The organism is uncultured Candidatus Puniceispirillum sp. (genome assembly GCF_963979125.1).
Lineage (GTDB): Bacteria > Pseudomonadota > Alphaproteobacteria > Puniceispirillales > Puniceispirillaceae > Puniceispirillum.
In genome coordinates this window covers 18,234-44,701 of the sequence record NZ_CAXBVX010000004.1, presented here as the reverse complement: position 1 = coordinate 44,701, position 26,468 = coordinate 18,234, and the positions used below count along the sequence as shown (strand labels likewise).

The window sequence follows — 26,468 nt, the reverse complement described above, 5'->3', positions numbered from 1 at the left end:
GTCACATTTCCGCTTGAATAGCGGCAATCTGCGCTTTTAGCATTGGTAAAGCAGGGGCATCCTCAGGCAAGCTTTCAAGAAGTTGTTGCCATACCCTAAGGGCAAGGTCTTTGCGGCCATCTTGATAGGCGGCAAGACCCGACAAAAACAATGCGCGTGCTTGCGTTGGATCACGTTCCAGAATGGTGGCCAGACGTTCACGCACCGGTATGGTGACCTGACCTTCTGCGGCGCGCACCATAGCTTCGGCTTGCATCGCCATAAGTGGTGTCGAGTCAGGTGCCATTTTCAGGGCCATGCCCAGCGCAAATAGTTCAGTTTCAAAGTCATTCAGCAAGCTGGCCTTATCTGCCAGATCAAGCCAGCTACGTATATCATCGGGGTTGGTCTGTGTTGCCTCTTGTGCCTTTTGAAACGCCGTGATCGTGGCAGCGCGTATTTGCTTTAGGTTGGCACGTTCCGCGGCAATATCAGTTTGCCTGGCGGCTAGAGGCTGATCTGGCAGATCCGGACGTCCAAGTATGGCATAGACACCAAGAACAAGCGCAATGGTGCCAGCGCCCATGATTAATTTCATTGGATAAAAGCGGTCAGAAGATTTTGCGTTAGCAACGTCTAATGTCTCAGTTTTGTTTGAAATGGATATGTCCGTAACGTCAGGCTGTATCTTGCGCCGTGCTGTTATAATAATCAGCACACCGAAACCAAGGGCTATGATTGGCGCGCCCCATAAAAGCCAAGTCGAAGATGATACAGGCGGTTTAAACAAAACAAAATCACCGTAACGTTCACGAACAAAAGCAATAATTTCATCATCACTATCGCCGATCACAAGCCGTTCACGGACAAGTTTACGTAGATCAACAGCCAGTTCGGCGTCTGAATCATCAATCGACTGGTTTTGGCATACAAGGCAGCGTAATTCGCGCCCGATATTACGCGCGCGCGCTTCCATAGCTGGATCATCCAGCTTTTCTTCGGCGGTGATCGCCATGGCCTGCTGTTGATGTGGGGTAAAATGAACAGCAATAGCGCTAATCAAAAGCACCAATGTAATAAGATACAGCCGCGTTGAAAGGAGGCGAGTCATAGTTTTAGGTCCTCTAGAACCTCTTCAATATCCTGTTCCAGTACCTTACGGGTGATTGGCCCTGCATGACGCAATAAAACCGTACCGCTACTATCCAGAACAAAGGTTTCCGGTACGCCATACACCCCCCAACTGATCGCTGCCATACCATCTTTATCCACCAAAACAGCGCCAAATGGATTGCCATATTCGGTCAGGAATTTCTGTGTGTCCTCATGACGGTCTTTATAGGCAATGCCAACAATTTTGATACGTTTGGATAAAAGCGCAAGGGCAGGTGCCTCGGCGCGGCATGGCGCGCACCATGAAGCAAAATAATTCACCAAAATGGGGTGGCCTTTAAATTGGCTAAGGTCGATTTGTTGGCTATCCAGATCAGGTAGAATGGTCGAAGGCGCTGGTTTATTAAGCAAGGCTGAGGGAAGCTGATTATCCGAACGCTGTCCGTCCAGCATACCAAATAATGCCCAGCCTGCGATCAGCGCAATCACCAAAAATCCAAATAGGGGAATGATGAAGGTTGCCCTGTTCATGACGTGGTATCATTTGTTGTTTTGTGGCGACGCCCACCAACCATCGCGAGGCCGCCGCCAAAAGCCATCACAATAGCGCCAATCCAGATAAACCCGATGAAGGGATTTTGATAGATACGCAAAGTCCAGCCAATCGTTTGGTTGCCATCGCCAAGCACAGCATAAAGATCACCTGAAAGCCGACTTCGTATCGCGGCTTCAGATGTGGTTTGCTGTTCGACAGGGAAACGCCGTATTTCTGGTGTCAAAGTACCAAGTTTCAAAGCGTTCTTGTCATGCAGACTAAGCAAGGCTGTCTGGGTGATGTAGTTAGGGCCTTCACGCGCTTCAACGCCAGCAAATTCAACATAGCGACCTTGCCCCATAACAGTATCAGGCAATGCTATCACGCTGTTCGCTTTTGCGCGGATGATCGTTTCACTTCTATGATAGCTATCAGCCACCGCGCCAAACAGGAATAAGGCAAAGCCAAAATGCGCCACAGTGACAGCGTGGGTGGCAACTGGCAGACCTGTAAAGCGACGCCAGCTATGAGCAACGGGGACTTTGAATAGCTGCACACGAACAGCTATGTCGGCGATTATCCCCGCAACAAGCCAGATGATTATGCCAGCCGCGGCAATTGCCGCAACGCCTGTCTGGTTTTGACCAAAGACATAGCTAATCATGCCAACCAGCGCGGCAAGTGCCATGAAGCTGAATATACGCCTTAGCCGCCCTAATGGCTGGTTTCGCCATGCAAATAATGGCCCTATGGCCATACCGATCGCCATCAGGGCCAGCAGGGGATTGAAAGTTGCTATGAAATATGGTGGTCCAACCGAAATTTTGCCGCCATTGGCAAGCTCGTAAGCTAGTGGATATAATGTGCCTGTCAGAACCACAACGGCAGATGAAACAAGCAAAAGATTGTTTACGATCAGCATGCCTTCGCGACTGATGATGCCAAAGTCTGCGGCACTTGTCAGTTTTGGACCGCGCCATGCAAAAAGTGCCAATGGTATGCCAATTGCCACCAGCAAGATCGCCAAAATAAATACACCACGCGACGGATCGCTGGCAAAACTATGCACGGAAACCAGAATACCAGACCGGACAATAAAAGTACCCAGAAGCGACAGTGAAAAAGCCAGTATGGCTAATAAAACAGTCCAGCTTTTTAATGCCCCCCGACGTTCAAGCACCAGGACAGAATGAAGCAAAGCTGTGGCGACCAACCACGGCATTAACGACGCATTTTCAACCGGATCCCAGAACCACCAGCCACCCCAGCCAAGTTCATAATAGGCCCACCAGCTTCCAAGGCCGATGCCAAGTGTTAAGGCGCACCATGCGGCCAGAATAAAGGGGCGCACCCATCGTGCCCATAAAGTATCAATATGTCCTTCGATCAATCCGGCAACGGCAAAAGCAAAGGCCAGTGATAATCCGACATAACCGATATAGAGCATTGGCGGATGCATCGCGAGGCCAGGATCCTGTAAAACCGGATTAAGGCCGCGCCCATCCAAAGGCGCGTTTGCAAGCCGCGCAAACGGATTAGATGTGAAGAGGCTAAAGGCGATAAAAGCGGTGGCTATGACGCCTTGAACGCCAAGAATGCGCGCTTTAAAGCGCGCTGGTATTGTCTTGAAACGTGCTGCCAGAACCGCTCCAAACAGGCATAGGATTAAAATCCATAATAGCAACGAACCTTCGTGATTGCCCCATAGGCCGGATATTTTATAGATCATCGGCTTTGACGAATGTGAATGTTCAGCGACCAATGCGATCGAAAAGTCTGAAGTAACAAATCCGTGCATAAGAGCCAGAAAAGCGGCGAAAACAAAACCACTGGCAAAAAGCGCAATCGTGGCGGTTGCGGCAAGCATGTCAGGCTTTTGATTGATGATGCCATATGTAGGCACGAAGATTTGCAAAACCGATAATGCAAAGGCGATTATCAGAAACAGATGACCAGCTTCGGCAATCATTGCACACCACCCGTTTTGGCATCAGCACCTTGCCAGACGCCTTGATCTTTCAGTTTTTCAGCGACATCAGCAGGCATGTAGTTTTCGTCATGCTTTGCAAGGACATTATTTGCCATGAAAACACCATCGACAATCTGCCCTTCGGCAACAACGCCTTGACCTTCACGAAACAGGCTAGGCAACGCGTCACCATAATGAACAGCTATGTCATGCTGTCCATCAGTGACAACAAATTTTGATTTCAGACCATCAATATCGAGGCTGCCATCTTTGACCATGCCACCAAGGCGCAATGGCTGGCCAGTTTGTAGATCAGCCGTTGCAATTTCTTCGGGTGTATAGAAAAAAACGATGTTGTCTTGCAACGCAGTTAGCGTAAGTGTGACGACAACACCAAACAGCGCGGCGTATGACGCAACAATTATCAATCTTTTGCGTTTTGGCACCATCACTAGCCCCTATTCAATCCCGTCTCAAGAATATGCGCATTGGTATGCCTAAACTGCGGTTTTGGCAAGATATTCAACCTGTTCACTATAGCGGCATGATAACGCAGTTTATTGTTGATAGTTGAAACCTAAACTAATGCATTGTAAAACTTAACCCCTATATTACGCTTTATTATCGCTCTGAACTTGTGAACGATATGTTAGCCAAAAGGTGATTTCATGCGAAAAACCCTCTTTACATCTGCATTGGCATGCACTTTTTGTCTGATCGTTTCAGGTGTCTTTTTGGGAGCACCAGTAATAGCTGGCGATGCGGCAAAAGGCGAAGCTGTTTTTAAACGCTGTAAGGCCTGTCACTATGCCGACAAGGACAAGAATAAAACCGGACCTCATCTTGTCGATGTGATTGGCCGGAAAGCTGGTTCATTAGAAGGCTTTAAATATTCCAAGGCGATGCGTGAGTCACAAATTGTTTGGGATGAAGCGACATTAATCGCCTATTTGAAAGCCCCCAAAAAATTTCTCAAAGGTACAAAAATGGCGTTTGCTGGCCTGAAGAAAGAAGCTGATATAGAAAATGTGATCGCCTATTTGAAAAGCCCGAAATAAAAGGGTAAAAGAGTGTCTTCAGTTTTGGGTGAGCTTTTGCTCCAGAGGTTTTCATGGACTTGATGAATCGATATCCGCGACTAAGCGATATGCGCCCTGTCGCATCGCGCCGTATTCCTAAATTTGTTTTTGCCTATCTGGATTCAGGCACAGGGCATGACGCGGCCCGGGATAGTAATCGTGCGTATCTTGACGCGATTCAACTCACCCCGCAATTTCTGCGTGGCCGAATTGATGCTGATATTAGCACCACATTATTTGGCAAAACATATAAGGCGCCATTCGGTGTTGCGCCGATTGGGCTTGCTTCGTTGATCTGGCCAGGCGCAGAACAGATTTTGGGCGCGACCGCAAAGCGGAACGGGTTTCCTTATGCGCTTAGCACCGTTGCCAGTGACTCGGTTGAGCGCGTGAGTAAAGTGGCTGGCGATATGACATGGTTCCAGCTATATGCACCGCGCGACCCCAAATTGATGCAGGATCTTCTTAGGCGAGCCCGGGCATGTGGTGTCAAAAATATTGTTCTGACAGCCGATGTGCCATCACCAAGTCGCCGTGAGCGCATGCGTATCGCCGGCGCACCACTTGGTAGCCGCGGTAATTCGAGTTTTAGCCCTCAGGTTATTTGGCAAAGCATGATGCGCCCCGAATGGGCTATCCGTACTTTGCTCAATGGGGGCGCGCGATTCCGCAATATGGAGCCATATGCCAAGAATGATGGTGCTATGGGGATAACCAAATTTATCGGTGAACAGTTAAATGGCTCGCTTGATTGGGATTATCTGGCCGATATACGCGCCGAATGGGATGGTAAGCTCATATTAAAAGGCATTTTGCATGGTCAGGATGCGGCGCGCGCTGTGAAAATGGGTGTTGATGGGCTGGTGGTTTCAAATCATGGGGGCAGGCAACTTGATGCAGCACCGCAACCACTTGCGCAGCTTGCTGGTATTCGTGCGGTTGTTGGCGATGATGTGCCATTGATCGTTGATAGCGGTATTCAGTCAGGCCTTGACGTTGTTCGCGCGTTTGCAAAGGGAGCTGATTTTGTAATGATTGGCCGCGCCTTTATGTATGCGGTTGCCGCGTTGGGCAAAAAAGGCGGCGATCATGCCGCCGATATTTTGCTTGAAGAAGTCCGTGATGTTATGGCGCAGCTTGGGCTTGAAACGATTGCCGATGTTAAATCCCTAAATCTTTCCTGAATATCCATTATAAGAGGTCAATGAATGCCTGTCCTGTCTGTCTTTTTTCTGTGGCGCCCGTTTTACAGAATCCTTGTGCTGTTTTCTATTTCGATTTTTGGCATTCAAGCCGCCAATGCAGACATGCAAACAGGTAACTTGAAAATCAGTGAGATTGAGATACGCGCGACTGCTATCGGCATGTCGGCAACAGCAGGTTATCTTACGATTGCCAATCACGGGATGAGCGCTGATCGTCTTATGGGTGTGAAAGCTGATTTTGCGCAAAAATCCATGATCCATGAAATGACCAATATTGATGGCGTTGCAAAAATGCGGCATGTCATGGGCGGTGTAGAGGTGCCAGCGCATGGCAGTGTTGCGCTAAAGCCTGGGGGACTGCATCTCATGTTTACAGGTGTAAAGGGTACGCTGGAAGCAGGAAAAATGCTGTCGGTTACGCTGGTTTTTGAAAAGGCAGGGGCTCAGAAGTTGCATGCCATTGTCAAAAAGCCAGCCGATATTAGTGCCATGTCTGGTGATGCAAAAACCAAAAAGAAACACGCGCATTAATTCAGGATGGTTAAAAAATCCCAGCATCTAGTCCGGCAGCCATAGCCAAAGATAGGTCGGCGACGTCAGTGATGAATTTGGAATCCCAGTTGCCATGAAGCACCAAAGGCGGTGCAATGATTCGCCATCTTAAACCTGTGAAAATACTGTTTACCGCATGTGTCGTTGCGGTACCATCAAGACCAGCACGAATATAAAGCCCAACTGGTTTGCCAGCGCATAGGTCGATCCAGTCATTATAACAACGGTCAAACATATCCTTGGTTGCGCCAGCCATGTAACCAATATTTTCTGTTGTGCCGATGATAACGCCATCGGCCTTTACGACATCTTCGGTTTGGACATCAAACGGCGATAAAAGCCTGACCATAAGATCATCTGACGCATAGTCATTGGCGGCGTTAAACGCGGCACGCGCCAACCTAGCCGTATTGTCAGATGGCGTATGGGCGATAATCAAAAGCTGTTTTGACATTTTTATATAATACCCATGAAATAGCCTGATGAACAGATTTGCCATTTTGCGCTGGCACATAGCCCTACCCAGTGACTATCATGTAACCTTTATCGCATGAAAGGAAGACTATCCATGGCACCGCAAGCTGAAAAATTAGATGAGAGCGCTATTCATATGGCAATGAATACGCTTGGCGACTGGCAGATAAGTGACGATGGTATTGGCCTTGAAAAATCATTCAAATTTGCCGACTTTAATGCTGCATTTGGCTTTATGACGCGGGTTGCAATGGCCGCTGAAAAGGCTGATCATCATCCTGAATGGTCGAATGTTTATAATAAAGTTCATTTAAGATGGACAACGCATTCCGAAGGTGGCATCAGCAATCTTGATGTAAAATTAGCTGAAATGTGCAACGCACTTGCCAACAGCACATCGATAAAATAGATACGGATAGTGCCTGTTTAGTATGAAAGCGAACAGGAAAATCTGGATCAACATATTTGATAGGAACAGCATGTCGAATAATAATATCACTCCTGAAATCCGGAAAATCGTTACCTATGAAGACACCACCTTCATTGAAGGTTTTAAGGCCGCGGCTGAGCCATGGCGTATGTTTGCGGCGGCGGCGGTATTTACAAATCCATGGGCAGGAAAATTTGTCGAAGATTTACGACCCGGTATTCAAGCAATTGCGCCGGTGATTGGCGAAATGCTGAGCGCGCGCGTTGTTGACATGGCAGGTGGTGGCGATAAAATCGAAGCCTATGGCAAGGCAGCTATTGTGGGCATGAATGGTGAGATTGAACACGCGTCTGGGGTAACGCATACATTGCGCTTTGGCAATTTCTTCCGTGAAGCGGTAGGGGCAAAATCTTATCTAAGTTTTACCAATTTACGTGGCCCAGCCAATACCGCCATTACCATTCCGATGATGGATAAAATCGATGCGGGACGGCGGTCACATTACCTGACATTGCAATTTGCGATCAATGACGCGCCAGGACCTGATGAGATTCTGGTAGCACTTGGCGGCGCAACGACTGGACGGCCACATCATCGCATTGGTGACCGGTATCAGGATCTTGCCGAAATGGGAAATGATGTGGATAATCCTGCCGGTGTATAAAATGTTCACGATATTGTGATTTGTTGACTGGTTATCTGCCAGCATACGCCAAAGACAAGACATATTTGATATACCTAGAGTCCAAAATAGGTCAGTGTCCATAACGCAATAAGGCCCGTGGAAATTGTGGCCAGAACCGAACGCGTGATGAGAGCGACGATTATTGCCACAAGTGCCGCATAGACACGCGTGTTATCGACTATGGTGATTGTCCCCGTTTCATTAAACAGTACAGCCGGAGCAATGATCGCTGTCAGCACAGCAATAGGCACAAAGCCAAGCGCATCTTCAAGCCAGTTTGGCAACTGTTTGGGCGCGAAACCTGAAAACATGCTAAAGCGCGTTGCAAAGTTGATTAATCCGGTGGCAATCATAACAATCCAGATCATGACCGCTTTCCTGTTTCATGTGTCTGCTGGCGTCTTATCAGGGTTTTAACGCCCCATCCGCTAGCAATGCCGCCAAAAGCGGCCAGCACAATCCATGATTTGAAAGGCAAATCCTGACCTATAATGGCGATGGTGCCTGCGGTGATGCAGGCAACCAGATCGGCGCGGGATTTGATTGAAGGGGCAACTATGGCAATAAAGGTCAGTGGAATGGCAAAGCCAAGCGACCATTCAGGAGGAATGGTTGCGCCTGCAAGCACACCGGCTATGGTTGCGCATTGCCAGCTAATCCATAATGTCAGCCCCGCACCAAGAAGATGAAAATGCTGATTGTGGCTGGGTGGCATATTCGTAAAACGCCGTATTGAAATTGCATAGGCCTCATCGGTAAGCAAATAGCCAAGAATAACGCGCCACCAAAGCGGGAGAGGGCGCAGATAGGATGCCATTGAGGCGCTGTATAGTGCATGGCGTAAATTGACAACACCAACTGACCCGCCAACCACCAATGCTGGAATATTGCTGGCCCATAATTGTACAAAGACCACCTGACTGGCTCCGCCAAACAGAATTGACGACATCAGAATGGTTTGAAGTGGCGTTAATCCGCTGGAAATGCCCAGCACGCCAAAAACAAGGCCAAATGGGATGACGCCCAGCATCATGGGCAGTTCGTCGCGCACGCCGTGCCAGAATTCGTCTTTGGATGATGTCGTGGTTTTGTTTGGCATGAAATCTGTATTTTGTGTCAGTGTTAGATGGATTATATCTGTTTTGTGTAACAGGCAACAAATACATCTATCTTAACGAAACTTGCAAGTATCCAATATAGCATTTTAAAGTGCTGGTCGCCGCTATTAGGTTGCGCATAAATCCAAATCGAATAAGATGCGATCATTAACATAACGGCGAAAGGCTAGTGTCGTGTTGCTCAATGTGCCTATGTCAGTTGGTGAAGTGCTGGATAAGATCACCATTCTTGAAATCAAGTTGGAAAATATCAATGACACGGCGAAATTGGCCAATGTCGAGACGGAATTATCGCATCTGCGCCCGCTTGTGTCGGGCGACGTGTTTTTAGCAGATGACATGATCACGTTGATTGGCAATTTAAAGTCAGTCAATAAAGCATTATGGGATATTGAAGATGATATCCGCATTGAAGAATCAAAAGGTGATTTTGGACCACGGTTCATCGAGCTTGCCAGAGCTGTATATGTCACTAATGATCAGCGCGCGCATATCAAAAAACAGATTAACCTAGCCACGGGTTCGGTCATCGTCGAAGAAAAGTCCTATGAGGATTACAGTCGGGATGAAACATTCAGCTAGATATTTGGCATTATCTTTGTGATCTTTGATAGCTTGTCAAAGGCAGCAATGATTTTGTCTGTTGGAATGGAACTAATATCCCCATCATTTGTTGCTGAGACAGGCTCGCTTATCGATCGATAACGCAATATATCGCTTTCACGGGCAAACAGGATCAATGCGGGCAAATTGCAATTAAGTGCCAGATTGGCGGTAAATGAATCCACGCCAACATAGAAATCTGCACGATGATATAATGCCACATCTTTTGCCATAGATGGATTGTGATCCAGCCCATTAATCAAAGATTTTTGTATGCGACTGTTTTTAGAGATGGTCAGGGCTTTCCAGCTTGTCATGCATTCTTCGTGATAGGCACGGGCATCTGGCCCAGCGTTCAGAATGAAGGTGCCACCAGTCGATTCAACCAGTTTTAGAACTGAATGTAATGCGGCACTGATAGGCCAGCGCCGCATCGGATCAGCTGCAAACAGGTTCAGCATTATGATCGGGCCAGACAAAGGTGCCAACATTGCATCAGCTTCGGCTAGGGAACTTCTGGATGGAAGAATGGTTGGCGTTTTATCGTCAAGCGATAAGCCACTCGCGGCGACAAAATCGTCAATTGCCCCAATAAAGGGGCGATGTCCCCATAAGTCACCGCGTTCCTGACTGGCGCGGCTAAAATGCTGGTTCAAAATGAGCCGATCAAGCCAATGACCATGCAAACCAACCCGATAGCTGATTCCAGCGACCATTGCCGCAATTTTGAAACTGGTTGACCGATGCAGAAAGAAGGCGGTGTCATAGGATTGTTTTTTGATGGCATCAACAGCTGCCTGACCACGAATGCCAGGTACATAACGCCGAAGCGGGCGTGCATCAATAATCTTGCCAACCCAGGGGCTGTTAGCAAGCAGTTGCCCAATCTGGTTTGGATGGATGCAGGCAATATCTATGACTCCGCCTTTGCTTGCGGTAGCCAGCGTTCTGAGTTGCGTCAGATGATAAATCTGGTCGCCAATACCGCCAGCCACAAAACCAATGCTGTGCTGGAATGCAGGCTTTGAATCCGGATTGCAAACACTGCTAGTAATCATAAAACGCCATATGGTCGATGGTCTTCACAACGTCAGACGACATCGATGCAACTAATAATAAGTAACTAATTTAGTGTTTTATCATAAATAAGCAGAAAGGTATCGTATTTTAGCTTCGATAGGGTTTCTAAAGCTTAGTTTCGCGTCAAAATATATTCACTATTCTGGGGTTTGTCGCGATGCCATTTAATGGCAAAACCATGCTCTTGGAGCATGTCGATAAGATGAAGATTGTCACGTTCTACTTCAATGAAAATTTCACGCAGGACATCATTTTCAAGCAGTTTTTGGGCGCCTTGTAAAACCCCCACCTCGGCTCCATCGACGTCAATTTTCAAATGTGTTGGTACCAACTTGCTGTGCGTTACAAAGTCATCAAGCGCTATGCTTGGCACTTGATAGGCATAAGGCACATTTTTTTTATGCAAACCCCGGATGTGCGTATCAGAATTAGTAGATATATCAATCAAATCGCCAGATTTTGAACCAACAGCGGCAAAAACAAAGGAAAAGCGGTTGTCATTCAAAACACTGTTCAAGGCACAGAAATGGGCGCCAAGTAATCCGCAGTCAAATCCAACGACAGTGACATTTTTATCTTTTAGCGAGGACGCCCAAACGCTTTCCTGTCCGTAATTGGTACCAATATCAAAAAATACGGCATGTTTTGGCAAATTATCGATCCAGCTATAAAGCTCTGGTTCGCGTTTCCCTGCGGCCATCTGCGTCAAATCCTGAGCCACGTAATGACTGAAATAGGGTACAAAAAATTTAGCTTCGACCTGTTTTGTCCGGATATGCATAACATTTGGGAACAGGCGGAAAATACGTCCAATAAAATGACTAACACTTGATAACATAAATAATTTTCCGATCATATTAGAAATATCACTGGCATTAGCATGCTAGCAAAGCAAATGCCAAATAAAGCGAAAATCTAGGTTTCTGCCAGGCGATAAATCGTTTAATAAGTACCTCGTGAAGATATAGTGATGTGCCTACGCTTGACCAACATAAATCGCTTTTGGATGTTTCCACATATGCGATGGCAGGCCTGCTCGGATGGAGATGAATAATGACAGTCCCTTTTTTATTTGCTGATGAGCTAGATGTAACTGGAAAGCGCGTGCTTCTCAGGCTTGATCTGAATGTGCCTTTGCAAGATGGAAAGGTTAGTGAGGATACACGCATCCGGCGCATTTTACCTGGGCTAAAAGATATGCTTTCTGCTGGTGCGGCGGTCATTATTCTGACCCATTTTGGACGGCCAAAAGGCAAGGTGATGCCCGAATTTTCAGTGCAACCAATAGCGGATCGCTTGACCAAGTTGATAGATATGGACGTGGCAGTCGAGGCCGATGTGATTGGTGCTGGTGGTAAAACCGCTGTAGCAAATTTGCAAGCTGGGCAAATTCTGATGATGGAAAATTTGCGGTTTTTCCCTGGCGAAGAGGCGAATGATCCAGATTTTGCGGCGGCACTTGCGGCACTTGGCGATCTATATGTAGGTGATGCTTTTTCCTGTACGCATCGTGCGCATGCGTCGGTTGAGGCTTTGCCAAAAATGATGAAAGCGGCGGCTGGTCGCGCACTTGGGGCTGAATTGACAGCTTTGGAATCGGCACTGGCTAATCCAAAAAGGCCAGTGGCAGCGCTTGTCGGTGGTGCCAAAGTGTCAACCAAGCTTGATGTGCTGAACAATCTGGTTACCAAGGTCGATGGCCTTATTCTGGGGGGTGGGATGGCGAATACATTCTTGCTTGCCAAGGGGGTTGCTGTAGGGGCTTCGTTGGCCGAACCTGATATGGTTGATATTGCCCGCGCTATCATGCAACGCGCAGAAGAAAGTCATTGTCAGCTAATCCTGCCCGATGATGCTTTGGTTGCTAGTGAATTTAAAGCTGGTGCGGCGCATCGTGTTGCTGAAATCGATGCTATCAAAGATGATGATATGATTTTGGATGCAGGGCCAAAAGCGATAGATACAGCCATAGCGTTTCTGGCAAGTTGTAGCACTGTTGTCTGGAACGGTCCGATGGGTGCTTTTGAAATCCCTCCTTTTGATACAGCGACCAATGCGATTGCAAAAGCTGTTGGCATGCGCTCAGCAAGTGGTGGCATGATGAGCGTGGCTGGCGGTGGTGATACATTGGCGGCACTTGCAAATGCAGGTGTCAGTGACCAATTCAGTTATGTATCAACGGCTGGTGGTGCGTTTCTGGAATGGCTGGAAGGCAAGACATTGCCAGGGGTTGCAGCGTTACGCATTCGTTAATGTTGCATCCCATTTAGTTGGATCGCAAACCATGAAAAGCATTTAAGTTGGTGGAGATTAAGATGATATTTCAGAATCCATTCAAATCAAGGTTACCTGAAACTACCGAAGCTTTGTCAGGTCGGGCTAATACCATTTTTGCCGGTGATCCGCATTGTGTGCTGGGTACACCTACAATAGGTCCGTTTCCTGCGCATCTTCAGAAAATTGTTTTTGGCCTTGGCTGTTTTTGGGGTGCTGAACGTCTTTTCTGGGCAATTGACGGTGTCTATTCAACGTCTGTTGGTTACGCAGGTGGCAAAACCCCTAATGCAACTTATGAAGAAGTTTGTTCAGGGCAAACCGGACATAGTGAAGTTGTGCTTGTTGTGTTTGACCCACAAATCGTTGATTTGTCAAAATTGCTGAAGGTTTTCTGGGAAGCCCATGACCCAACGCAAGGCTATCGTCAGGGTAATGATATTGGCACGCAATATCGCTCGGTTATCTATGCTGATGATGCGGTACAATTAGCTGTGGTTCAGGAATCTGCTACAGCTTATGGACAGGCGCTAAAGAAGGCCGGAAATGACGACATAACAACCGAAATCAGGTTAGCGCCAACATTCTATTACGCTGAGGATTATCACCAGCAATATTTGCATAAGGTGCCAAACGGCTATTGTGGCCTGAAAGGGACTGGCGTTGCGTGCGTAATTTAATAGGTCTGGATAAGTGGTTTGGGGCAGGCTGTTCATAAGGGTCAGTCAAACACTGCGATAATCATAAAAAAGTTAGTGTAAAAAGTTAATCCATTTATTCATGACCAATTGAATAAGTGGAGATTGATAATGGTTGGCTTAAACGTTTTTAGGGTAGGGTTATACCTTCATAATTATAACGTTAACCCTGACTTTGCATCATTTGTGAGCCTCTGTAAGCGAATGGGTGCATGTATTGTCGCAACAATAATAGCTGTAATGCTGTTAGGGGGTGCGCAGCTCAGCCACGCCGCTGATATTGATAGTGGTCATCTGTATGTCAAAGTCGGCGACGTCGTTACGCATATTCCAATTATACATTTAAAGGAAAAATCTAACCCGCAAATTATTGATGTGATTAGTGGTGCTGTTGAGAGAGCTATTAGTGATAATTATGAATTAACACCTGATCAAATTCAGCAAGCGGTTTCCATCGCAAGGTCTATGACGCATGCAGATGAGATTACGTCGCGGGTACAAATCATATATGCACAAGCGCAGTTGACAAACATTGATATAGAAACACTTGTTAGGCTTGATAATGTATTTGCCGCTGATGAATTGATGACAAACAAAATGACAAAATCAGCTAATTTTGGAATTTCCATGTATGCACAAGAAAATAAACCATCAGCTGGTGACATAAACTAGAGGCATGTAATAACTTCTAATTTGGCTTTTAGGGCATTGACCTATCGATAACCAGATGCTAATTTCCGCGCCTGTTGAGTTTGAAAAAAGATTAGGCGCTGTGCTGTGTTGGTTTGAGCGCTTGTAACTTTTTGAATAGATGGCTTATAGCTGTCAAAATCGGAGTCAGGATTATGAAAGTCGCAAGTTCGCTAAAGACATTGAAGTCTCGTGATCGTAACTGCCAGGTCGTGCGTCGTCGCGGTCGGCTTTACGTAATCAACAAAAAGAATCCTCGCTTTAAGGCGCGTCAGGGATAATAAATTCTTTCTTGAAAATAATGTATGATGCGGCTGGGGAAACCCGGCCGTTTTTATTTGAAATAATTTTTTGAAAAATCGGCTAAATCAGTCCAAGATATACCCTTAAATCGGGTGGTTTATTGTGATGAGATGGTGCGCTATAGAGGCGTAGGGAATTTTGCATAAGGAGTGCGGCAGATGCATATGCCTGAACCTGATAATGATGTGATTGAGCGGCGCGATGAAATTTGCGCCACCTTGCGGACGATTATTCCAGCTGATTGTGTGATTGATTCGATAGAGAGTATGCGTGCTTTTGACTCGGATGGTCTGTCTGCCTATCGCCAGCTTCCCCTAGCTGTTGTTTTGCCTGAAACTGTTGACCAGATCGCCGATGTGATGAAATGGTGCCATCAGAATGGTGTAAAGGTAGTGCCGCGTGGTGCAGGGACGTCATTGTCGGGCGGTGCATTACCATTAGCCGATGCGGTTCTTCTGGGGCTAGGCAAATTTAACAAAATTTTAGACATTGATTACGATAACCGCTGTGTTGTTGCCCAGCCAGGCGTTACCAATCTGTCCATTACCAACGCTGTTGAGGATCATGGCTTTTATTATGCCCCTGACCCGTCTAGTCAGATTGCCTGTTCCGTTGGTGGCAATGTTGCCGAAAATTCAGGTGGCGTGCATTGTCTGAAATATGGTCTGACCACCAATAATTTGCTTGGCATCGAAATTGTGACCATTGAAGGTGAAATTCTGCGTCTTGGTGGAAAGCATCTTGATGCGGGTGATTATGATCTGATGGGCATCATGACAGGTTCTGAAGGGTTGCTTGGCATTGTATCCGAAGTGACGTTGCGTATTTTGCAAAAGCCCGCCACGCGCAGAGCTTTGCTTGTTGGCTTTGAGGATACCACATCTGCTGGCAAGGCTGTTGGTGATGTTATTGGTGCCGGCATTATCCCGGCTGGTATGGAAATGATGGATGGTTTGGCCATTAATGCCGCCGAAGATTTTGCCAATGCTGGATATCCCCGCTCAGCCGCCGCGCTGATCATAGTTGAGCTTGATGGACCAGAGGTTGAAGTGGATACGCTGATTGACCGTGTTGAAGTGATTATGAAGAATGCGGGGGCGTCATCAATCAAGGTCAGCCAATCAGAAGAAGAACGCACACTTTTCTGGGCTGGGCGTAAATCAGCCTTTCCTGCGGTGGGGCGTATTTCACCTGATTACATGTGTATGGATGGCACAATTCCGCGTCGTCGCCTACCTGATATGATGATCCGGATGGCGTCACTAAGTCAGAAATATGGCCTTCGTGTTGCTAATGTGTTTCATGCTGGTGATGGCAATCTGCATCCGCTGATTCTTTTTGATGCGAATGAACCTGGCGAGCTTGAGCGTGCAGAAAATTTTGGTGGTGATATTCTGCGTGCCTGTGTCGAAATGGGTGGTGTTTTGACAGGTGAGCATGGTGTTGGCATTGAAAAGCGCGACCTGATGGGCATTCAGTTCACCGAAGATGATATGAAGCAACAACAACGGCTAAAATGTGCTTTTGACGCTGATCACTTGCTTAATCCTGGCAAAGTGTTTCCACATCTTCATCGCTGTGCTGAACTTGGCAGACTTCATGTGCATAAAGGCAAGATGCCACATGCCGACCTGCCAAGATTTTAGAGGCTATTATAGGCGTCATAGTATTTTTGACCGTCACTTCAAAAGTAAGCGAGACAAAGTTTCATGGCTAGTTCATTAGCATCTTTTACGGCACATAATCTGGCCGATGTGCGCGACATTATTAGCGCGGCGATCGCGGATAATACGCGCCTTGATGTGTGCGCAACAGGCACCAAAAAAGCGTTGGGGCATGCAGGTGATTTTGACGCCGTGCTGGATGTTACTAAGATGGCTGGTGTCATTGATTATCAACCAGAAGAACTGATTCTAACATTGCGCGCCGGAACGCCATTGGCCGATGTTGAAACTTTGCTTACAAATGCAAACCAGATGCTGGCTTTTGATCCTCCAGATTTTGGCAAACTTCTTGGAGGCGGTGATGCAGGCACGATAGGTGGTGTCATGGTCGCCAACCTGTCAGGTCCACGGCGGCTGACAGTAGGGGCGGCGCGTGATTTCATGCTGGGTTTTGAAGCCGTGTCAGGGCGCGGCGAATTATTCAAATCAGGCGGCAAGGTCGTCAAGAATGTGACTGGTTATGATCTGTCAAAGCTGATTTGTGGCTCATTCGGCACGTTAGCGGTGGTTGACGAAATAACGCTGAAAACCCTGCCACGCCCAGAAACCAGCCTTTCGCTTTTATTCCCAGCCGATGATATGGCACAAGCAACAAGCATGATTGCCGATATCTTTGCAACTCCGCATGAACCGGGGTCGGCAGCCATTCTGCCACATAACATTGCCAAAGACGCGCGTATCGACATGAACGCGCCAATGATAATTGTTGTCCGGCTTGAAGGTATTGCGGTATCGGTCAATGACCGTGCAATGCATCTGTTGAATGCCAATGCAACTGGCGAAAAGCTGGATCATGGCAAATCGAAAAAACTGTGGCAGAAAATTCGTGATGTTGACCTTTTGGCTGGCATGCCAGCCGATGTCTGGAAAATATCATGCCCCCCTTCGATAGCCGCAGGGTTTCTGGATAAATTGCGCCAACAAGTTGCATTTGATTTCTATTCTGATTGGGCTGGTGGGCTTATCTGGCTATCGGGGGTATCAGATAAAAATTTTGGCGGTGCTGTTCGTTCGGCTTTGGGGCAAGACGGCTTTGCAATGTTGATGCGTGATGTGGGGGATAGCAAAGCCCATGTGTCACCATTTCAGCCATTGGCAACATCAATGTTTGAGCTTCATAAACGTGTAAAAGCTGCTTTTGATCCAAAATCCGTGTTGAATTTTGGCCGCATGCATGATGGCATTTAAGGAAGGTTACTGTCTTGCAAACACATTTTTCGCCTGAACAGCTTAGCGATCCAAAAATCAAGGACGCCAACGACATTTTGCGCAAATGTGTGCATTGCGGCTTTTGCACGGCGACATGCCCGACTTTTGTAGAGACAGGTGACGAGCGCGATAGTCCGCGTGGGCGTATCTGGCTGATGCGTGAATTATTGGAATCGCCACAAACGGTATCTGAAGATACGCGCTATCATCTTGATCGTTGTCTTGGATGCCAGTCTTGTATGACAACATGCCCATCTGGTGTTGACTATATTCATCTGCTTGAAATTGGGCGTGAAAAAATGGATTTGGTCGCCCCACGTGGCCTTGGCGATAAATTGATGCGCAGAATGCTTGGCATGGTTATTCCCTATGCGGGTCGGTTTCACATGATGATGCGTTTCGCTAGTTTGGGACGTCTTTTTGCGCCATTTCTGCCACGTCAGCTTCAGGCGGCGTTGAATAAATTACCGCAAACGCTGCCAGAACTAGACATGATTGGATCACAAAATAAGATTTTTTCAGCGCATAAAAGCCAGCCGATTATGCGTGTTGTGCTGTTGGCAGGATGTGCACAACGGGCGCTGGATCCGGCCATTAACCAAAGCACAATCCGAGTTTTGAACCAGCTTGGTGTTGAGGTGGTTGTGCGTGCCGAAGCGCATTGCTGTGGCGCCCTGACGCAACATATTGGTGAAACCGACTTTGCGCATAAAACCATCCGTTTGGCGATCGATGCTTGGTACGAAGAAATTAATGACCAAGGTGTAGATGCTATTATTGCTAATGCGTCTGGTTGTGGAACGATGGTTAAGGATTATGGGCATGTCATGGCTGATGATCCTGCTTATGCGGCCAAGGCAAGGCATGTATCTGCGCTGTGCAAGGATATTTCGGAAATTATAAATGACATTGGCATTGATGACATAATCACGCCTATCAAAGATGGCGCGAGGCCTGTCATTGCCTATCATTCAGCCTGTTCACTACAGCATGGGCAAAAAATACATGATCTGCCCCAAAACCTTTTACGGCATGCTGGCTTTGACGTACGTCAACCGGTAAATGGCCATCTATGTTGTGGATCTGCTGGTGTGTATAATATTTTACAACCAGATATGGCAGACAGTTTGAAAGCGCGTAAAAAAGACAGTCTGGTCAATACGGGCGCAGATTATGTGGCAGCCGGAAATATTGGCTGTATTGCCCAGCTTGATGATACCGCATTGCCTGTGCGCCATACAGTCCAGTTTATCGATTGGGCAAGCGGTGGGCCAAAGCCCTGAATTAGCAGATTAACCAATGTCGAAAAAATCGTTGCCTTTATCATCTGTGATGATGAAAGCTGGGAAGTTTTCGACCTCAATCCGCCATATGGCTTCCATGCCCAGTTCGGGATATTCAAGAACCTCGACCTTTTTGATCGATTCAATAGCCAATTTGGCCGCAGCACCACCAATGGAGCCTAGGTAAAAGCCACCGTATTTTTTACAGGACTCGCGGACTTGGCGCGAACGGTTGCCTTTCGCAAGCATGACCATAGAGCCGCCTGCTTTCTGGAAAGTTTCGACATAGGAATCCATGCGTCCAGCTGTCGTGGGGCCGAATGATCCGGATGGCATGCCTTCTGGCGTTTTGGCAGGGCCAGCATAATAAACAGGATGATTTTTGATATAGTCCGGTAATGCGCCATCTTCGTTTAAACGCTCAAGTAATTTTGCATGGGCAATATCACGCGCGACGATAAGGGGACCAGTGAGGGATAGGCGTGTTTCAACCGGATGCTTGGTCAAGCTTGCTAGGATATCTGCCATTGGCTGGTTCAGATCAATGTTGACGACATGTGTTGCTGTATCGGTCTCGACCTCTGGCAAGAACTTTGCTGGATCACGTTCAAGTTTTTCAATAAACAGGCCATCTGCATTGATCTTGGCTAGCGCCTGACGATCAGCCGAGCAGGAAACGCCAATGCCAATCGGGCAGGACGCGCCATGACGCGGTAGTCGAATGACACGGACATCATGACAGTAATATTTGCCGCCGAATTGTGCGCCAATGCCAAGCTCACGTGTGATCTTCAGAATTTCAGCTTCCCATTCTTTGTCACGCCAGGCATGCCCTAGATCATTACCTGTTGAGGGCAAAGAATCCAAAGAGCGGATCGACGCCATTTTGACTGTTTTCATTGTCATTTCGGCTGACGTGCCACCGATGACGATCGCCAGATGATAGGGGGGGCAGGCAGATGTGCCCAATTCCAGTATCGCTGTGCGGATAAACTCGCGCAAACTGTCCGGGTTTAAAACAGCCTTGGTTTTCTGGTGCAAAAAGGTTTTGTTTGCTGAACCACCCCCTTTTTGGATAAAGGCGAATTTATATTCCAGTCCCTTGCTGGCACTAATATCAATTTGCGCTGGCAGATTCGTTGCGGTGTTGCTTTCTTCAAACATACTGTGTGCAGTTAGTTGTGAATAACGTAAATTACTAGTCTGATATGTGTTGTAGATGCCGCGAGAAAGCGCTTCGCCATCATCACCATCGACCAGAACATGATCACCACGATAACCGCTGACAATGGCTGTGCCGGTGTCCTGACACATGGGTAAAAGACCATCCGCCGCCACAACTGCGTTTTTCAACATCTCCAGGGCAACAAAACGATCATTATGACTGGCTTCGGGGTCTTCCAGAATAACGGCAAGCTGCCCAAGATGGCTACTGCGCAATAAATGCGAAATATCACGCATAGCATGTTCGGCCAAAAGGGTTAACGCCGCCGGATCAACGCGCAAGAATGTTTCACCATCAAGCTCAACAAGTTTTACATATTTGCTGGAAATACATTCATATTCGGTGTCATCAGCGCCAACCGGAAACATCGGGCTATAAGCAAAATCAGCCATTATCTTCATCCTGAATGATAAACAATTACACTCGTGTTAAGCTAACAATTAGAAGCAATCAAAAACAGTTAGTTATTTACGTTGGGCGGTTTCTGAATGTATCTAGTGAAACCACATCAGCCGTAGTCTCTTCATTGCCACCATCCTTGGTGCCTGATGATGTTTCATCATCTCCAAGATCATCATTATCTTCGTCAAGCGCACCAAACTGGAGACCAAAACCAACCGACGGATCATTAAAACCCGTAACCGATGCAAAGGGAACGATCATTGGCGATGGTTTTCCCCCAAAAAACAAGGTGACGGAAAAACTGTCATCATCAACTTCAAGATCGGCATATTGATGCTGGAGAACAATGGTCATGATGTCAGGGTGCTTGAGCTTCAAATCATCAGCCAGCTCGACGCCCGGATAATCAGTTTTAAAGCTGATATAGAAATGCGTGTCGCCTGGTAGGCCAGCTTTTTGCGCAATAAGCAAAGAGCCACGAACGACCGAGCGCAATGCGTCTTCAACCAGAAGCTCGTAATTTAGCCCAACATGCTGGCCGTCATCATTTTCCATAAGTGGCGCCTTTTCTAATTGTTCAGGCTATAATAAGTCGAGCCAGCTTTGCGATCTACTCTAAAATAAGCGGAACGCTTCTGTTGCCAGGTGCGCCCCAAACCCCGCCAGACTGAGCTCAATCAATCTGGACTTAAGATCGGTTACTCCCGCTGCCTTTAGGCTGCGATTGCTACCGGAGCAGTGTTGTCATTTGCAACTACTACATGGCCCGATAACGGTGGGTACCATACCGAACGAAAATACTGCCTTTACTACATGCGTCGATCCTATTTCGCCCCCATGCTATCAGCTCCTGATTGACCCAATTTTATAAAACTAAAGGGGTGAGCTGATATGGTGGAGGCGCCGGGTACCGCCCCCGGGTCCGCTCTGCTTATTACACAGCACGTTTATCGCCATAGCTGGAAAACCAGCACCCTTAATATAGGGCTAATAGTCACGCAATGGAAGCTTAGTTTTGCTATAGTATGTTATTGCCTATAAAGCGCTTGCCCCTTGTTGGGTGTACATGGCATTTTATCAAGCAATCCGCTATGCCTTCTGCGCCACATTCAAGGGATGACTATTGATGCAACAATATCTTGACCTACTTGCTCGTGTTATGGACGAAGGTATTGATCGTGATGACCGAACAGGGACAGGAACAAGAGCTGTTTTTGGGCATCAGATGCGGTTTGATTTAGCCGATGGTTTTCCGGCCATGACAACCAAAAAGCTACATCTCAAGTCAATCATCCACGAATTGCTATGGTTCATAAGCGGTGACACCAATATTCGCTATTTACAGGAAAATGGCGTTTCGATCTGGAATGAATGGGCGGATGAGAAAGGTGATCTGGGTCCGGTTTATGGCCAGCAATGGCGACGCTGGAAAACGCCTGATGGTGGTGAAATTGATCAGCTTGCCGAGTTGATCCGGATGATTCGCGACACCCCAACATCGCGTCGTCTTATTCTGTCAGCTTGGAATCCAGCAGATATTCCGAATATGGCACTCCCGCCATGCCACTGCCTGTTTCAGTTTCAGGTCGCTGATGGTCGCCTATCTTGCCAGCTATATCAGCGCAGTGCGGATATTTTTCTTGGCGTGCCGTTCAATATTGCGTCCTATGCTTTGCTGACACATATGATTGCGGTGATCTGCGATCTTGAGGCTGGTACATTTGTCCATACGTTGGGCGATGCACATATCTACGCAAACCATTTTGATCAGGCGCGCCTGCAACTTTCACGAACTCCGGATGTGCTGCCAAGGCTTCTCATTCATAATCGGCCAGAAGATATTGATGGCTTTACGTTTGATGATTTTGAAATTGTCGATTATCACGCGCAGGCGCATATTCCCGCGCCTATTGCTGTTTAGGAGATATAATGACTGAAACGAACGGTCTGGCTATCCAGATGACAGCTGTTGTGGCGATGGCAAAAAACAGAATCATCGGTGATGGGGCTGGTTTGCTATGGCATCTGCGCGATGATCTGAAACGCGTCAAGGCGCTGACTATGGGGTGCCCGTTGATTATGGGACGCAAAACGTGGGATTCTATTGGCCGGCCTTTGCCCGGGCGGGCAAGTATCGTGATGACACGTGATCCAAGCTGGACTGCCGAAGGGGCGCATACTGTTGCTGATATGCCTGCTGCTATCGCGGCCTCAATCGACTGGATCAACGCCACTGAAGCGGCGAAGCCCAACATCATTCTATTTGGTGGCGGTGAGATTTATCAACAAGGGTTGGAGTATTGTAATCGGATTGAAATGACGATTGTTGATCTTTTGCCAGATGGCGGCGCAAGCCCAGCCTATTTTCCCGACATTAATCCAGCTGACTGGCACAATGTTATTGAGGCAGATATAGCTGTCAGCGATGACGCGCCCGCGTTTCGGTATGAAACGTTAACGCGGCTGGCAACACCCCGCGAATTGATCGCCTAGTCAGCCAGACAATAGCTATTCAAAAACGATATTAGGGGCGGCGGCCTTGCCGATGTCCAATGCGTCCAGCACACCATTGGCAATTTTGCGATAATGATCAGCATGCGGACTATCTGGCGCGCTAACGACGATTGGTTTGCCAGCATCCGAGGTTTCGCGAATATCCATCTCTAGCGGCACTTCACCAAGGAATGGCACGCCCAGCTTTTTGGCTTCGGCGGCTGCACCGCCATTACCAAAGATATTGTGTCGTCCCCCACAGTCCGGACATGTAAAGAAGCTCATATTTTCCACAATGCCTAAAAGTGGCACATTTACCTTTTTAAACATATTCAATCCCTTGCGCGCATCAATTAAAGCAAGGTCTTGAGGCGTTGACACGATAACGGCACCAGCCAGTGATGCGCGTTGTGACAGTGAAAGCTGGGCATCGCCAGTACCAGGTGGCATATCAATTACCAGAATATCCAGACCATGCCATGACACGTCACGAAGCATTTGTTCTAGCGCGCTCATAACCATGGGACCACGCCAAATTGTTGGGGTTTCTTCGGCCACAAGATAGCCGATAGACATAGTCTGCAAGCCCCACACCTCAATCGGCTTGATTTTCTTGCCGTCACTTTCAGGCTTTCGGTTTTCACCAATCAAGCGCGGTAGTGACGGGCCATAGATATCGGCATCAAGAATACCAACCTTTTTGCCAGTTTCGGCCAATGCCAATGCTAAATTTATGGCTGTGGTAGATTTGCCAACACCGCCTTTACCTGAGGCAACAGCAATGACATGCGTTGCAGGTTGAAGTGTACCATGATCGCCTTGTGGCGCGTTTTGAGGCGGGGTCTGCGGTGCTGATCCTGCCTGATGTGCGGTCAATAAAGCGGTGGCAGATAAAACGCCATCAAGCGCTAACACGGCCTTTTCGGCAGCTCGTTTCAACGGCTCGGCAGTGTCTTTATCTTTAGGGTCAATTTCAATTGAAAACCCAACATGACCATCTTTGATGACGATGCCAGAAACCGCGCCGGCGGTAACAATGTCAGTGTCGGCGCCCGATGCCGTTACAGTGGCCAGCGCTTCACGAATTTTTATGTCATTCAATTCATTTGTCATGCTTGAAATAAACCGTTCCGATACAAATATGTTGTCTATTGAATGGTGACATAAGCCTTTGTTCAGCTATTTACAAGGCAAACAGGGCATATGCTACCGAGCTGACCATAGTTTATTAGGCATTAGTGCCTGATTAGCTTATAGTTGGCGTGAATTTTTGAAACGGAGCACAAATATTATGCCATGGAATAATCAAGGCAATGATGGCGGCGGACCTTGGGGACAAGGCGGCGGCAATGGTGGAAATAACGGCGGCAGTGGACCTTGGGGACAAGGTGGAAGTGGCGGCGGAAAACCCCCGCAAGACATTGATGAACTTGTTCAGCAGGGTCGTGACGCTTTACGCCGTATTATCCCGGGGGGCGGCAAATCTTCTGGACGCTCATTTATTCTTCTTCTTATCATTTTTGCTGGCATTTGGGCGGCTACCGGTTTTTACCGTGTTAACCCGCAACAGCAAGGTGTGGTTTTACGTTTTGGTGAATGGGTTCGTACCACAGCCCCAGGATTGCATTATCACATACCGTTTCCGGTTGAAACTGTTCTGACCCCCGAGGTCACCCGTGATAACCGTATCGAGGTTGGTTACCGCGATGTTGGCGGCAGCAGTTCGTCGCGTCGGGATATTGCCGATGAAAGCCAGATGATTACAGGTGATGAAAACATTGTCGATATTGATTTTGTTGTTTTCTGGCGCGTGTCAGATGCAGGTCAGTATTTGTTCAATCTTGCTGAGCCTGATGAAACAATCAAGGTTGCCGCAGAAGCGGTGATGCGTGAAATCATTGGACGTACGACAATTCAAACAGTCTTGACTGAAGGTCGTCAGGAAATCCAAGTGCAAGCGCGCCAACAATTACAAGACTTGCTTAATGAATATAAAGCCGGTGTGCGTGTGCGTGATGTCCAGCTTTTGGCGGTTGACCCGCCTGCCGACGTTATTGACGCCTTTAACGAGGTGCAACGGGCAAGGCAGGATCGAGACAAGCTCAAGAACCAAGCAGATGCCTTCCGTAATGACATTGTCCCACGGGCAAGAGGTGAAGCTGCCCAGCTTGTTGCAGAGGCGCAAGCCTATGAAGCCGAGGTTGTAAACAGGGCAACAGGTGACGCGTCACGTTTTGATCAGGTGTACAAAGCCTATTTACAGAACAAAGATGTAACCAAAGAGCGTATTTATATTGAAACGATCGAAAAAATTCTCAGCAATGTTGACAAGATAATCATTGACGAGAGTTCTTCTGGTAACGGCGTCGTGCCTTATCTGCCGCTAAATGAATTAAACAAAAAGTCAGGGGGCAACTAAAATGGCATCTCTACGTTTTATAAGTCTTGTCATCGTTGGTGTTTTGGGAATAGTAGCCTATGGTTCACTATTCACAGTCAATCAAACCCAACAAGCCCTAGTCATTCAGTTTGGTGAGCCTAAGCGCACTATTCAGGAACCAGGCCTTGCTTTCAAACTTCCGTTTATTCAGGACGTCGTCTTTTACGAAAAGCGTGTATTGAGTTTGATTCCACAGGATGCCGAAGAGGTCATTCTATCAGATCAGAAGCGTTTGCAGGTAGATGCCTATGCGCGCTACAAGATTGAAGACCCTTTGTTGTTCTTCCAAACAGTACGTAACGAACTTGGTGCGCGTGGCCGTCTTGAAGCGATCATCGACTCATCTGTTCGTCGGGCTCTTGGTCGTGAAACCTTGGGATCGATTCTGACAGGTCAAAGAAATGACATCACCCGCTCAATTGGTGATGAAGTGAACGAGTCTGTATCATCGCTTGGCATTAAGATCATTGACGTGCGGTTACGCCGTGCTGATTACCCGGAAGCCACAAGTCAGAATATCTTTAACCGGATGAAGTCCGAGCGTGAGCGGGAAGCTAAGGAGTTTCGTGCGACAGGTGAAGAAGAAGCGCAGAAGATCCGTGCTGATGCTGAAAAAACCCGTACGGTGATTATTTCTGAAGCCAAACGTGAAGCGCAGGAAACACGCGGTGCTGGTGACAGCAAGGCTATCAGTATTTACGCCGATAGTTTTGGACAGGACGCTGAGTTCTTTGCCTTCTACCGGTCGATGGAAGCCTATGACAAGTCTATGACCGATAGTGGTACATCAATGGTCATCTCACCTAACAGTAGCTTTTTCCGGTTCTTCAAGAACAAAGATGGTATGACTGGTAAGACATCAAACTAGATCGTCATAAACATGATGTTGCCATTTTTTGGTCATC

29 protein-coding genes and 1 other RNA gene are annotated in these 26,468 nt (G+C 47.5%); 17 read left to right on the top strand and 13 right to left on the bottom strand.

Annotation, left to right across the window (positions count from 1 at the left end; translation table 11 throughout):
- Position 1 precedes the first annotated feature (1 nt).
- Genes ABNT28_RS01220 through ccmE form a run of 4 tightly spaced genes read right to left on the bottom strand, consistent with a single transcriptional unit; the run spans position 2 to position 4,045 of the window.
- Positions 2 to 1,090, bottom strand: a complete 1,089-nt coding sequence (locus tag ABNT28_RS01220; RefSeq protein WP_332924502.1) for a cytochrome c-type biogenesis protein CcmH — start codon at positions 1,088 to 1,090, stop codon at positions 2 to 4.
- Complete coding sequence (locus tag ABNT28_RS01215; protein ID WP_332924503.1) at positions 1,087 to 1,623, bottom strand: DsbE family thiol:disulfide interchange protein; 537 nt, start codon at positions 1,621 to 1,623, stop codon at positions 1,087 to 1,089. Before ABNT28_RS01215 ends, ABNT28_RS01220 begins: the two co-directional genes overlap by 4 nt.
- A complete protein-coding gene (locus tag ABNT28_RS01210) occupies positions 1,620 to 3,596 on the bottom strand; it encodes a heme lyase CcmF/NrfE family subunit (RefSeq protein ID WP_332924504.1) in 1,977 nt (658 codons plus the stop codon). The genes ABNT28_RS01215 and ABNT28_RS01210 overlap by 4 nt, the downstream gene beginning before the upstream one ends.
- Positions 3,593 to 4,045, bottom strand: coding sequence for a cytochrome c maturation protein CcmE (gene ccmE / locus ABNT28_RS01205; RefSeq protein ID WP_332924505.1), 453 nt, complete (start codon positions 4,043 to 4,045; stop codon positions 3,593 to 3,595). The genes ABNT28_RS01210 and ccmE overlap by 4 nt, the downstream gene beginning before the upstream one ends.
- 219 nt (positions 4,046 to 4,264) lie before the next feature.
- On the opposite strand from ccmE, the gene ABNT28_RS01200 reads away from it, so the two are divergent.
- From ABNT28_RS01200 to ABNT28_RS01190, 3 genes are read left to right on the top strand one after another with little or no spacing between them, the layout of a single operon-like run.
- Positions 4,265 to 4,654, top strand: coding sequence for a cytochrome c family protein (locus tag ABNT28_RS01200; protein WP_332924506.1), 390 nt, complete (start codon positions 4,265 to 4,267; stop codon positions 4,652 to 4,654).
- 53 nt (positions 4,655 to 4,707) lie between these two features.
- Entirely contained in the window at positions 4,708 to 5,859 is a 1,152-nt protein-coding gene (locus ABNT28_RS01195) for an alpha-hydroxy acid oxidase (protein WP_332924507.1), read from the top strand.
- Positions 5,860 to 5,883: 24 nt separating this feature from the next.
- The gene (locus ABNT28_RS01190) at positions 5,884 to 6,411 is read left to right on the top strand and encodes a copper chaperone PCu(A)C (protein WP_348720873.1); all 528 of its coding nucleotides are present in this window, start codon (positions 5,884 to 5,886) and stop codon (positions 6,409 to 6,411) included.
- Positions 6,412 to 6,421: 10 nt separating this feature from the next.
- Here ABNT28_RS01190 and ABNT28_RS01185 read toward each other — a convergent pair whose 3' ends face one another.
- Positions 6,422 to 6,886 (bottom strand): flavodoxin family protein, encoded by a 465-nt coding sequence (locus ABNT28_RS01185; RefSeq protein WP_348720872.1) that lies wholly within the window; start codon positions 6,884 to 6,886, stop codon positions 6,422 to 6,424.
- 114 nt (positions 6,887 to 7,000) lie between these two features.
- Here ABNT28_RS01185 and ABNT28_RS01180 point away from each other — a divergent pair, with 114 nt between their 5' ends.
- Both ABNT28_RS01180 and ABNT28_RS01175 read left to right on the top strand, forming a co-directional pair.
- Positions 7,001 to 7,315, top strand: coding sequence for a 4a-hydroxytetrahydrobiopterin dehydratase (locus tag ABNT28_RS01180; RefSeq protein WP_332924510.1), 315 nt, complete (start codon positions 7,001 to 7,003; stop codon positions 7,313 to 7,315).
- Positions 7,316 to 7,400: 85 nt separating this feature from the next.
- Positions 7,401 to 8,000 (top strand): amino acid synthesis family protein, encoded by a 600-nt coding sequence (locus ABNT28_RS01175; protein ID WP_332924520.1) that lies wholly within the window; start codon positions 7,401 to 7,403, stop codon positions 7,998 to 8,000.
- 74 nt (positions 8,001 to 8,074) lie between these two features.
- On the opposite strand, the gene ABNT28_RS01170 is transcribed toward ABNT28_RS01175, so the two are convergent.
- Together ABNT28_RS01170 and ABNT28_RS01165 are read right to left on the bottom strand one after the other, a co-directional pair.
- On the bottom strand, positions 8,075 to 8,389 hold the full coding sequence (locus ABNT28_RS01170; protein WP_332924511.1) for an AzlD domain-containing protein: 315 nt from the start codon (positions 8,387 to 8,389) through the stop codon (positions 8,075 to 8,077).
- The gene (locus tag ABNT28_RS01165) at positions 8,386 to 9,120 is read right to left on the bottom strand and encodes an AzlC family ABC transporter permease (protein WP_332924512.1); all 735 of its coding nucleotides are present in this window, start codon (positions 9,118 to 9,120) and stop codon (positions 8,386 to 8,388) included. Before ABNT28_RS01165 ends, ABNT28_RS01170 begins: the two co-directional genes overlap by 4 nt.
- Before the next feature lie 211 nt (positions 9,121 to 9,331).
- Here ABNT28_RS01165 and ABNT28_RS01160 point away from each other — a divergent pair, with 211 nt between their 5' ends.
- A complete protein-coding gene (locus tag ABNT28_RS01160) occupies positions 9,332 to 9,721 on the top strand; it encodes a DUF6165 family protein (protein ID WP_332924521.1) in 390 nt (129 codons plus the stop codon).
- Here ABNT28_RS01160 and ABNT28_RS01155 read toward each other — a convergent pair.
- The gene (locus tag ABNT28_RS01155) at positions 9,718 to 10,800 is read right to left on the bottom strand and encodes a hypothetical protein (protein WP_332924513.1); all 1,083 of its coding nucleotides are present in this window, start codon (positions 10,798 to 10,800) and stop codon (positions 9,718 to 9,720) included. The genes ABNT28_RS01160 and ABNT28_RS01155 overlap by 4 nt on opposite strands.
- Before the next feature lie 134 nt (positions 10,801 to 10,934).
- On the bottom strand, positions 10,935 to 11,660 hold the full coding sequence (locus ABNT28_RS01150) for an FkbM family methyltransferase (protein ID WP_332924514.1): 726 nt from the start codon (positions 11,658 to 11,660) through the stop codon (positions 10,935 to 10,937).
- A gap of 215 nt (positions 11,661 to 11,875) precedes the next feature.
- Here ABNT28_RS01150 and ABNT28_RS01145 point away from each other — a divergent pair, with 215 nt between their 5' ends.
- The 7 genes from ABNT28_RS01145 (at position 11,876) to glcF (ending at position 19,003) form a co-directional block, all read left to right on the top strand.
- Positions 11,876 to 13,075, top strand: coding sequence for a phosphoglycerate kinase (locus tag ABNT28_RS01145; protein ID WP_332924515.1), 1,200 nt, complete (start codon positions 11,876 to 11,878; stop codon positions 13,073 to 13,075).
- Between the two features lie 62 nt (positions 13,076 to 13,137).
- Positions 13,138 to 13,776: a peptide-methionine (S)-S-oxide reductase MsrA gene (msrA, locus tag ABNT28_RS01140; RefSeq protein ID WP_332924516.1), complete on the top strand. Its 639-nt coding sequence runs from the start codon at positions 13,138 to 13,140 to the stop codon at positions 13,774 to 13,776.
- Between the two features lie 129 nt (positions 13,777 to 13,905).
- Positions 13,906 to 14,466, top strand: a complete 561-nt coding sequence (locus tag ABNT28_RS01135) for a hypothetical protein (RefSeq protein ID WP_348720870.1) — start codon at positions 13,906 to 13,908, stop codon at positions 14,464 to 14,466.
- Positions 14,467 to 14,639: 173 nt separating this feature from the next.
- On the top strand, positions 14,640 to 14,765 hold the full coding sequence (ykgO, locus tag ABNT28_RS01130; RefSeq protein ID WP_009604061.1) for a type B 50S ribosomal protein L36: 126 nt from the start codon (positions 14,640 to 14,642) through the stop codon (positions 14,763 to 14,765).
- Positions 14,766 to 14,945: 180 nt separating this feature from the next.
- A complete protein-coding gene (locus ABNT28_RS01125; protein WP_348720869.1) occupies positions 14,946 to 16,433 on the top strand; it encodes an FAD-linked oxidase C-terminal domain-containing protein in 1,488 nt (495 codons plus the stop codon).
- A gap of 63 nt (positions 16,434 to 16,496) precedes the next feature.
- Positions 16,497 to 17,699: an FAD-binding protein gene (locus tag ABNT28_RS01120; RefSeq protein ID WP_332924230.1), complete on the top strand. Its 1,203-nt coding sequence runs from the start codon at positions 16,497 to 16,499 to the stop codon at positions 17,697 to 17,699.
- A 14-nt stretch (positions 17,700 to 17,713) separates the two neighbouring features.
- Positions 17,714 to 19,003, top strand: a complete 1,290-nt coding sequence (gene glcF / locus ABNT28_RS01115) for a glycolate oxidase subunit GlcF (RefSeq protein ID WP_348720868.1) — start codon at positions 17,714 to 17,716, stop codon at positions 19,001 to 19,003.
- Positions 19,004 to 19,012: 9 nt separating this feature from the next.
- On the opposite strand, the gene ABNT28_RS01110 is transcribed toward glcF, so the two are convergent.
- The 3 genes from ABNT28_RS01110 to ssrA form a co-directional block, all read right to left on the bottom strand.
- Positions 19,013 to 20,620, bottom strand: coding sequence for a fumarate hydratase (locus ABNT28_RS01110; RefSeq protein WP_332924232.1), 1,608 nt, complete (start codon positions 20,618 to 20,620; stop codon positions 19,013 to 19,015).
- A gap of 76 nt (positions 20,621 to 20,696) precedes the next feature.
- A complete protein-coding gene (locus ABNT28_RS01105) occupies positions 20,697 to 21,185 on the bottom strand; it encodes a ClpXP protease specificity-enhancing factor SspB (protein WP_348720867.1) in 489 nt (162 codons plus the stop codon).
- Between the two features lie 68 nt (positions 21,186 to 21,253).
- Positions 21,254 to 21,641: a transfer-messenger RNA gene (ssrA, locus tag ABNT28_RS01100) on the bottom strand.
- A gap of 115 nt (positions 21,642 to 21,756) precedes the next feature.
- Between ssrA and ABNT28_RS01095 the strand changes: the two genes are divergently transcribed.
- The gene (locus ABNT28_RS01095; protein WP_332924234.1) at positions 21,757 to 22,551 is read left to right on the top strand and encodes a thymidylate synthase; all 795 of its coding nucleotides are present in this window, start codon (positions 21,757 to 21,759) and stop codon (positions 22,549 to 22,551) included.
- An 8-nt stretch (positions 22,552 to 22,559) separates the two neighbouring features.
- The gene (locus tag ABNT28_RS01090) at positions 22,560 to 23,123 is read left to right on the top strand and encodes a dihydrofolate reductase (RefSeq protein WP_332924235.1); all 564 of its coding nucleotides are present in this window, start codon (positions 22,560 to 22,562) and stop codon (positions 23,121 to 23,123) included.
- A 15-nt stretch (positions 23,124 to 23,138) separates the two neighbouring features.
- Here the strand turns inward: ABNT28_RS01090 and ABNT28_RS01085 are convergent, their stop codons facing one another.
- The gene (locus tag ABNT28_RS01085) at positions 23,139 to 24,236 is read right to left on the bottom strand and encodes an Mrp/NBP35 family ATP-binding protein (protein ID WP_332924236.1); all 1,098 of its coding nucleotides are present in this window, start codon (positions 24,234 to 24,236) and stop codon (positions 23,139 to 23,141) included.
- Positions 24,237 to 24,414: 178 nt separating this feature from the next.
- On the opposite strand from ABNT28_RS01085, the gene hflK reads away from it, so the two are divergent.
- Both hflK and hflC read left to right on the top strand, forming a co-directional pair.
- A complete protein-coding gene (gene hflK / locus ABNT28_RS01080; RefSeq protein WP_332924237.1) occupies positions 24,415 to 25,542 on the top strand; it encodes an FtsH protease activity modulator HflK in 1,128 nt (375 codons plus the stop codon).
- A 1-nt stretch (position 25,543) separates the two neighbouring features.
- Positions 25,544 to 26,431 carry a protease modulator HflC gene (hflC, locus tag ABNT28_RS01075; protein WP_332924238.1) on the top strand — a complete coding sequence of 296 codons (888 nt, stop codon included), beginning with the start codon at positions 25,544 to 25,546 and terminating at the stop codon, positions 26,429 to 26,431.
- Positions 26,432 to 26,468: the final 37 nt, after the last annotated feature.

Excerpts from the sequence above, each read along its gene's own strand:
- ccmE (WP_332924505.1), bottom strand. The coding sequence starts at position 4,045 with ATGGTGCCAAAACGCAAAAGATTGATAATTGTTGCGTCATACGCCGCG.
- ABNT28_RS01095 (WP_332924234.1), top strand. The coding sequence starts at position 21,757 with ATGCAACAATATCTTGACCTACTTGCTCGTGTTATGGACGAAGGTATT.
- ABNT28_RS01105 (WP_348720867.1), bottom strand. The coding sequence starts at position 21,185 with ATGGAAAATGATGACGGCCAGCATGTTGGGCTAAATTACGAGCTTCTG.
- ABNT28_RS01120 (WP_332924230.1), top strand. The coding sequence starts at position 16,497 with ATGGCTAGTTCATTAGCATCTTTTACGGCACATAATCTGGCCGATGTG.
- ABNT28_RS01220 (WP_332924502.1), bottom strand. The coding sequence starts at position 1,090 with ATGACTCGCCTCCTTTCAACGCGGCTGTATCTTATTACATTGGTGCTT.
- ABNT28_RS01200 (WP_332924506.1), top strand. The coding sequence starts at position 4,265 with ATGCGAAAAACCCTCTTTACATCTGCATTGGCATGCACTTTTTGTCTG.
- ABNT28_RS01165 (WP_332924512.1), bottom strand. The coding sequence starts at position 9,120 with ATGCCAAACAAAACCACGACATCATCCAAAGACGAATTCTGGCACGGC.
- ABNT28_RS01170 (WP_332924511.1), bottom strand. The coding sequence starts at position 8,389 with ATGATCTGGATTGTTATGATTGCCACCGGATTAATCAACTTTGCAACG.
- ABNT28_RS01145 (WP_332924515.1), top strand. The coding sequence starts at position 11,876 with ATGACAGTCCCTTTTTTATTTGCTGATGAGCTAGATGTAACTGGAAAG.
- ABNT28_RS01210 (WP_332924504.1), bottom strand. The coding sequence starts at position 3,596 with ATGATTGCCGAAGCTGGTCATCTGTTTCTGATAATCGCCTTTGCATTA.
- ABNT28_RS01180 (WP_332924510.1), top strand. The coding sequence starts at position 7,001 with ATGGCACCGCAAGCTGAAAAATTAGATGAGAGCGCTATTCATATGGCA.
- ABNT28_RS01215 (WP_332924503.1), bottom strand. The coding sequence starts at position 1,623 with ATGAACAGGGCAACCTTCATCATTCCCCTATTTGGATTTTTGGTGATT.
- ABNT28_RS01160 (WP_332924521.1), top strand. The coding sequence starts at position 9,332 with ATGTCAGTTGGTGAAGTGCTGGATAAGATCACCATTCTTGAAATCAAG.
- ABNT28_RS01090 (WP_332924235.1), top strand. The coding sequence starts at position 22,560 with ATGACTGAAACGAACGGTCTGGCTATCCAGATGACAGCTGTTGTGGCG.
- ykgO (WP_009604061.1), top strand. The coding sequence starts at position 14,640 with ATGAAAGTCGCAAGTTCGCTAAAGACATTGAAGTCTCGTGATCGTAAC.
- ABNT28_RS01155 (WP_332924513.1), bottom strand. The coding sequence starts at position 10,800 with ATGATTACTAGCAGTGTTTGCAATCCGGATTCAAAGCCTGCATTCCAG.
- hflK (WP_332924237.1), top strand. The coding sequence starts at position 24,415 with ATGCCATGGAATAATCAAGGCAATGATGGCGGCGGACCTTGGGGACAA.
- ABNT28_RS01085 (WP_332924236.1), bottom strand. The coding sequence starts at position 24,236 with ATGACAAATGAATTGAATGACATAAAAATTCGTGAAGCGCTGGCCACT.
- ABNT28_RS01135 (WP_348720870.1), top strand. The coding sequence starts at position 13,906 with ATGGTTGGCTTAAACGTTTTTAGGGTAGGGTTATACCTTCATAATTAT.
- ABNT28_RS01195 (WP_332924507.1), top strand. The coding sequence starts at position 4,708 with ATGGACTTGATGAATCGATATCCGCGACTAAGCGATATGCGCCCTGTC.
- ABNT28_RS01125 (WP_348720869.1), top strand. The coding sequence starts at position 14,946 with ATGCATATGCCTGAACCTGATAATGATGTGATTGAGCGGCGCGATGAA.
- hflC (WP_332924238.1), top strand. The coding sequence starts at position 25,544 with ATGGCATCTCTACGTTTTATAAGTCTTGTCATCGTTGGTGTTTTGGGA.
- ABNT28_RS01110 (WP_332924232.1), bottom strand. The coding sequence starts at position 20,620 with ATGGCTGATTTTGCTTATAGCCCGATGTTTCCGGTTGGCGCTGATGAC.
- ABNT28_RS01150 (WP_332924514.1), bottom strand. The coding sequence starts at position 11,660 with ATGTTATCAAGTGTTAGTCATTTTATTGGACGTATTTTCCGCCTGTTC.
- msrA (WP_332924516.1), top strand. The coding sequence starts at position 13,138 with ATGATATTTCAGAATCCATTCAAATCAAGGTTACCTGAAACTACCGAA.
- ABNT28_RS01185 (WP_348720872.1), bottom strand. The coding sequence starts at position 6,886 with ATGTCAAAACAGCTTTTGATTATCGCCCATACGCCATCTGACAATACG.
- ABNT28_RS01190 (WP_348720873.1), top strand. The coding sequence starts at position 5,884 with ATGCCTGTCCTGTCTGTCTTTTTTCTGTGGCGCCCGTTTTACAGAATC.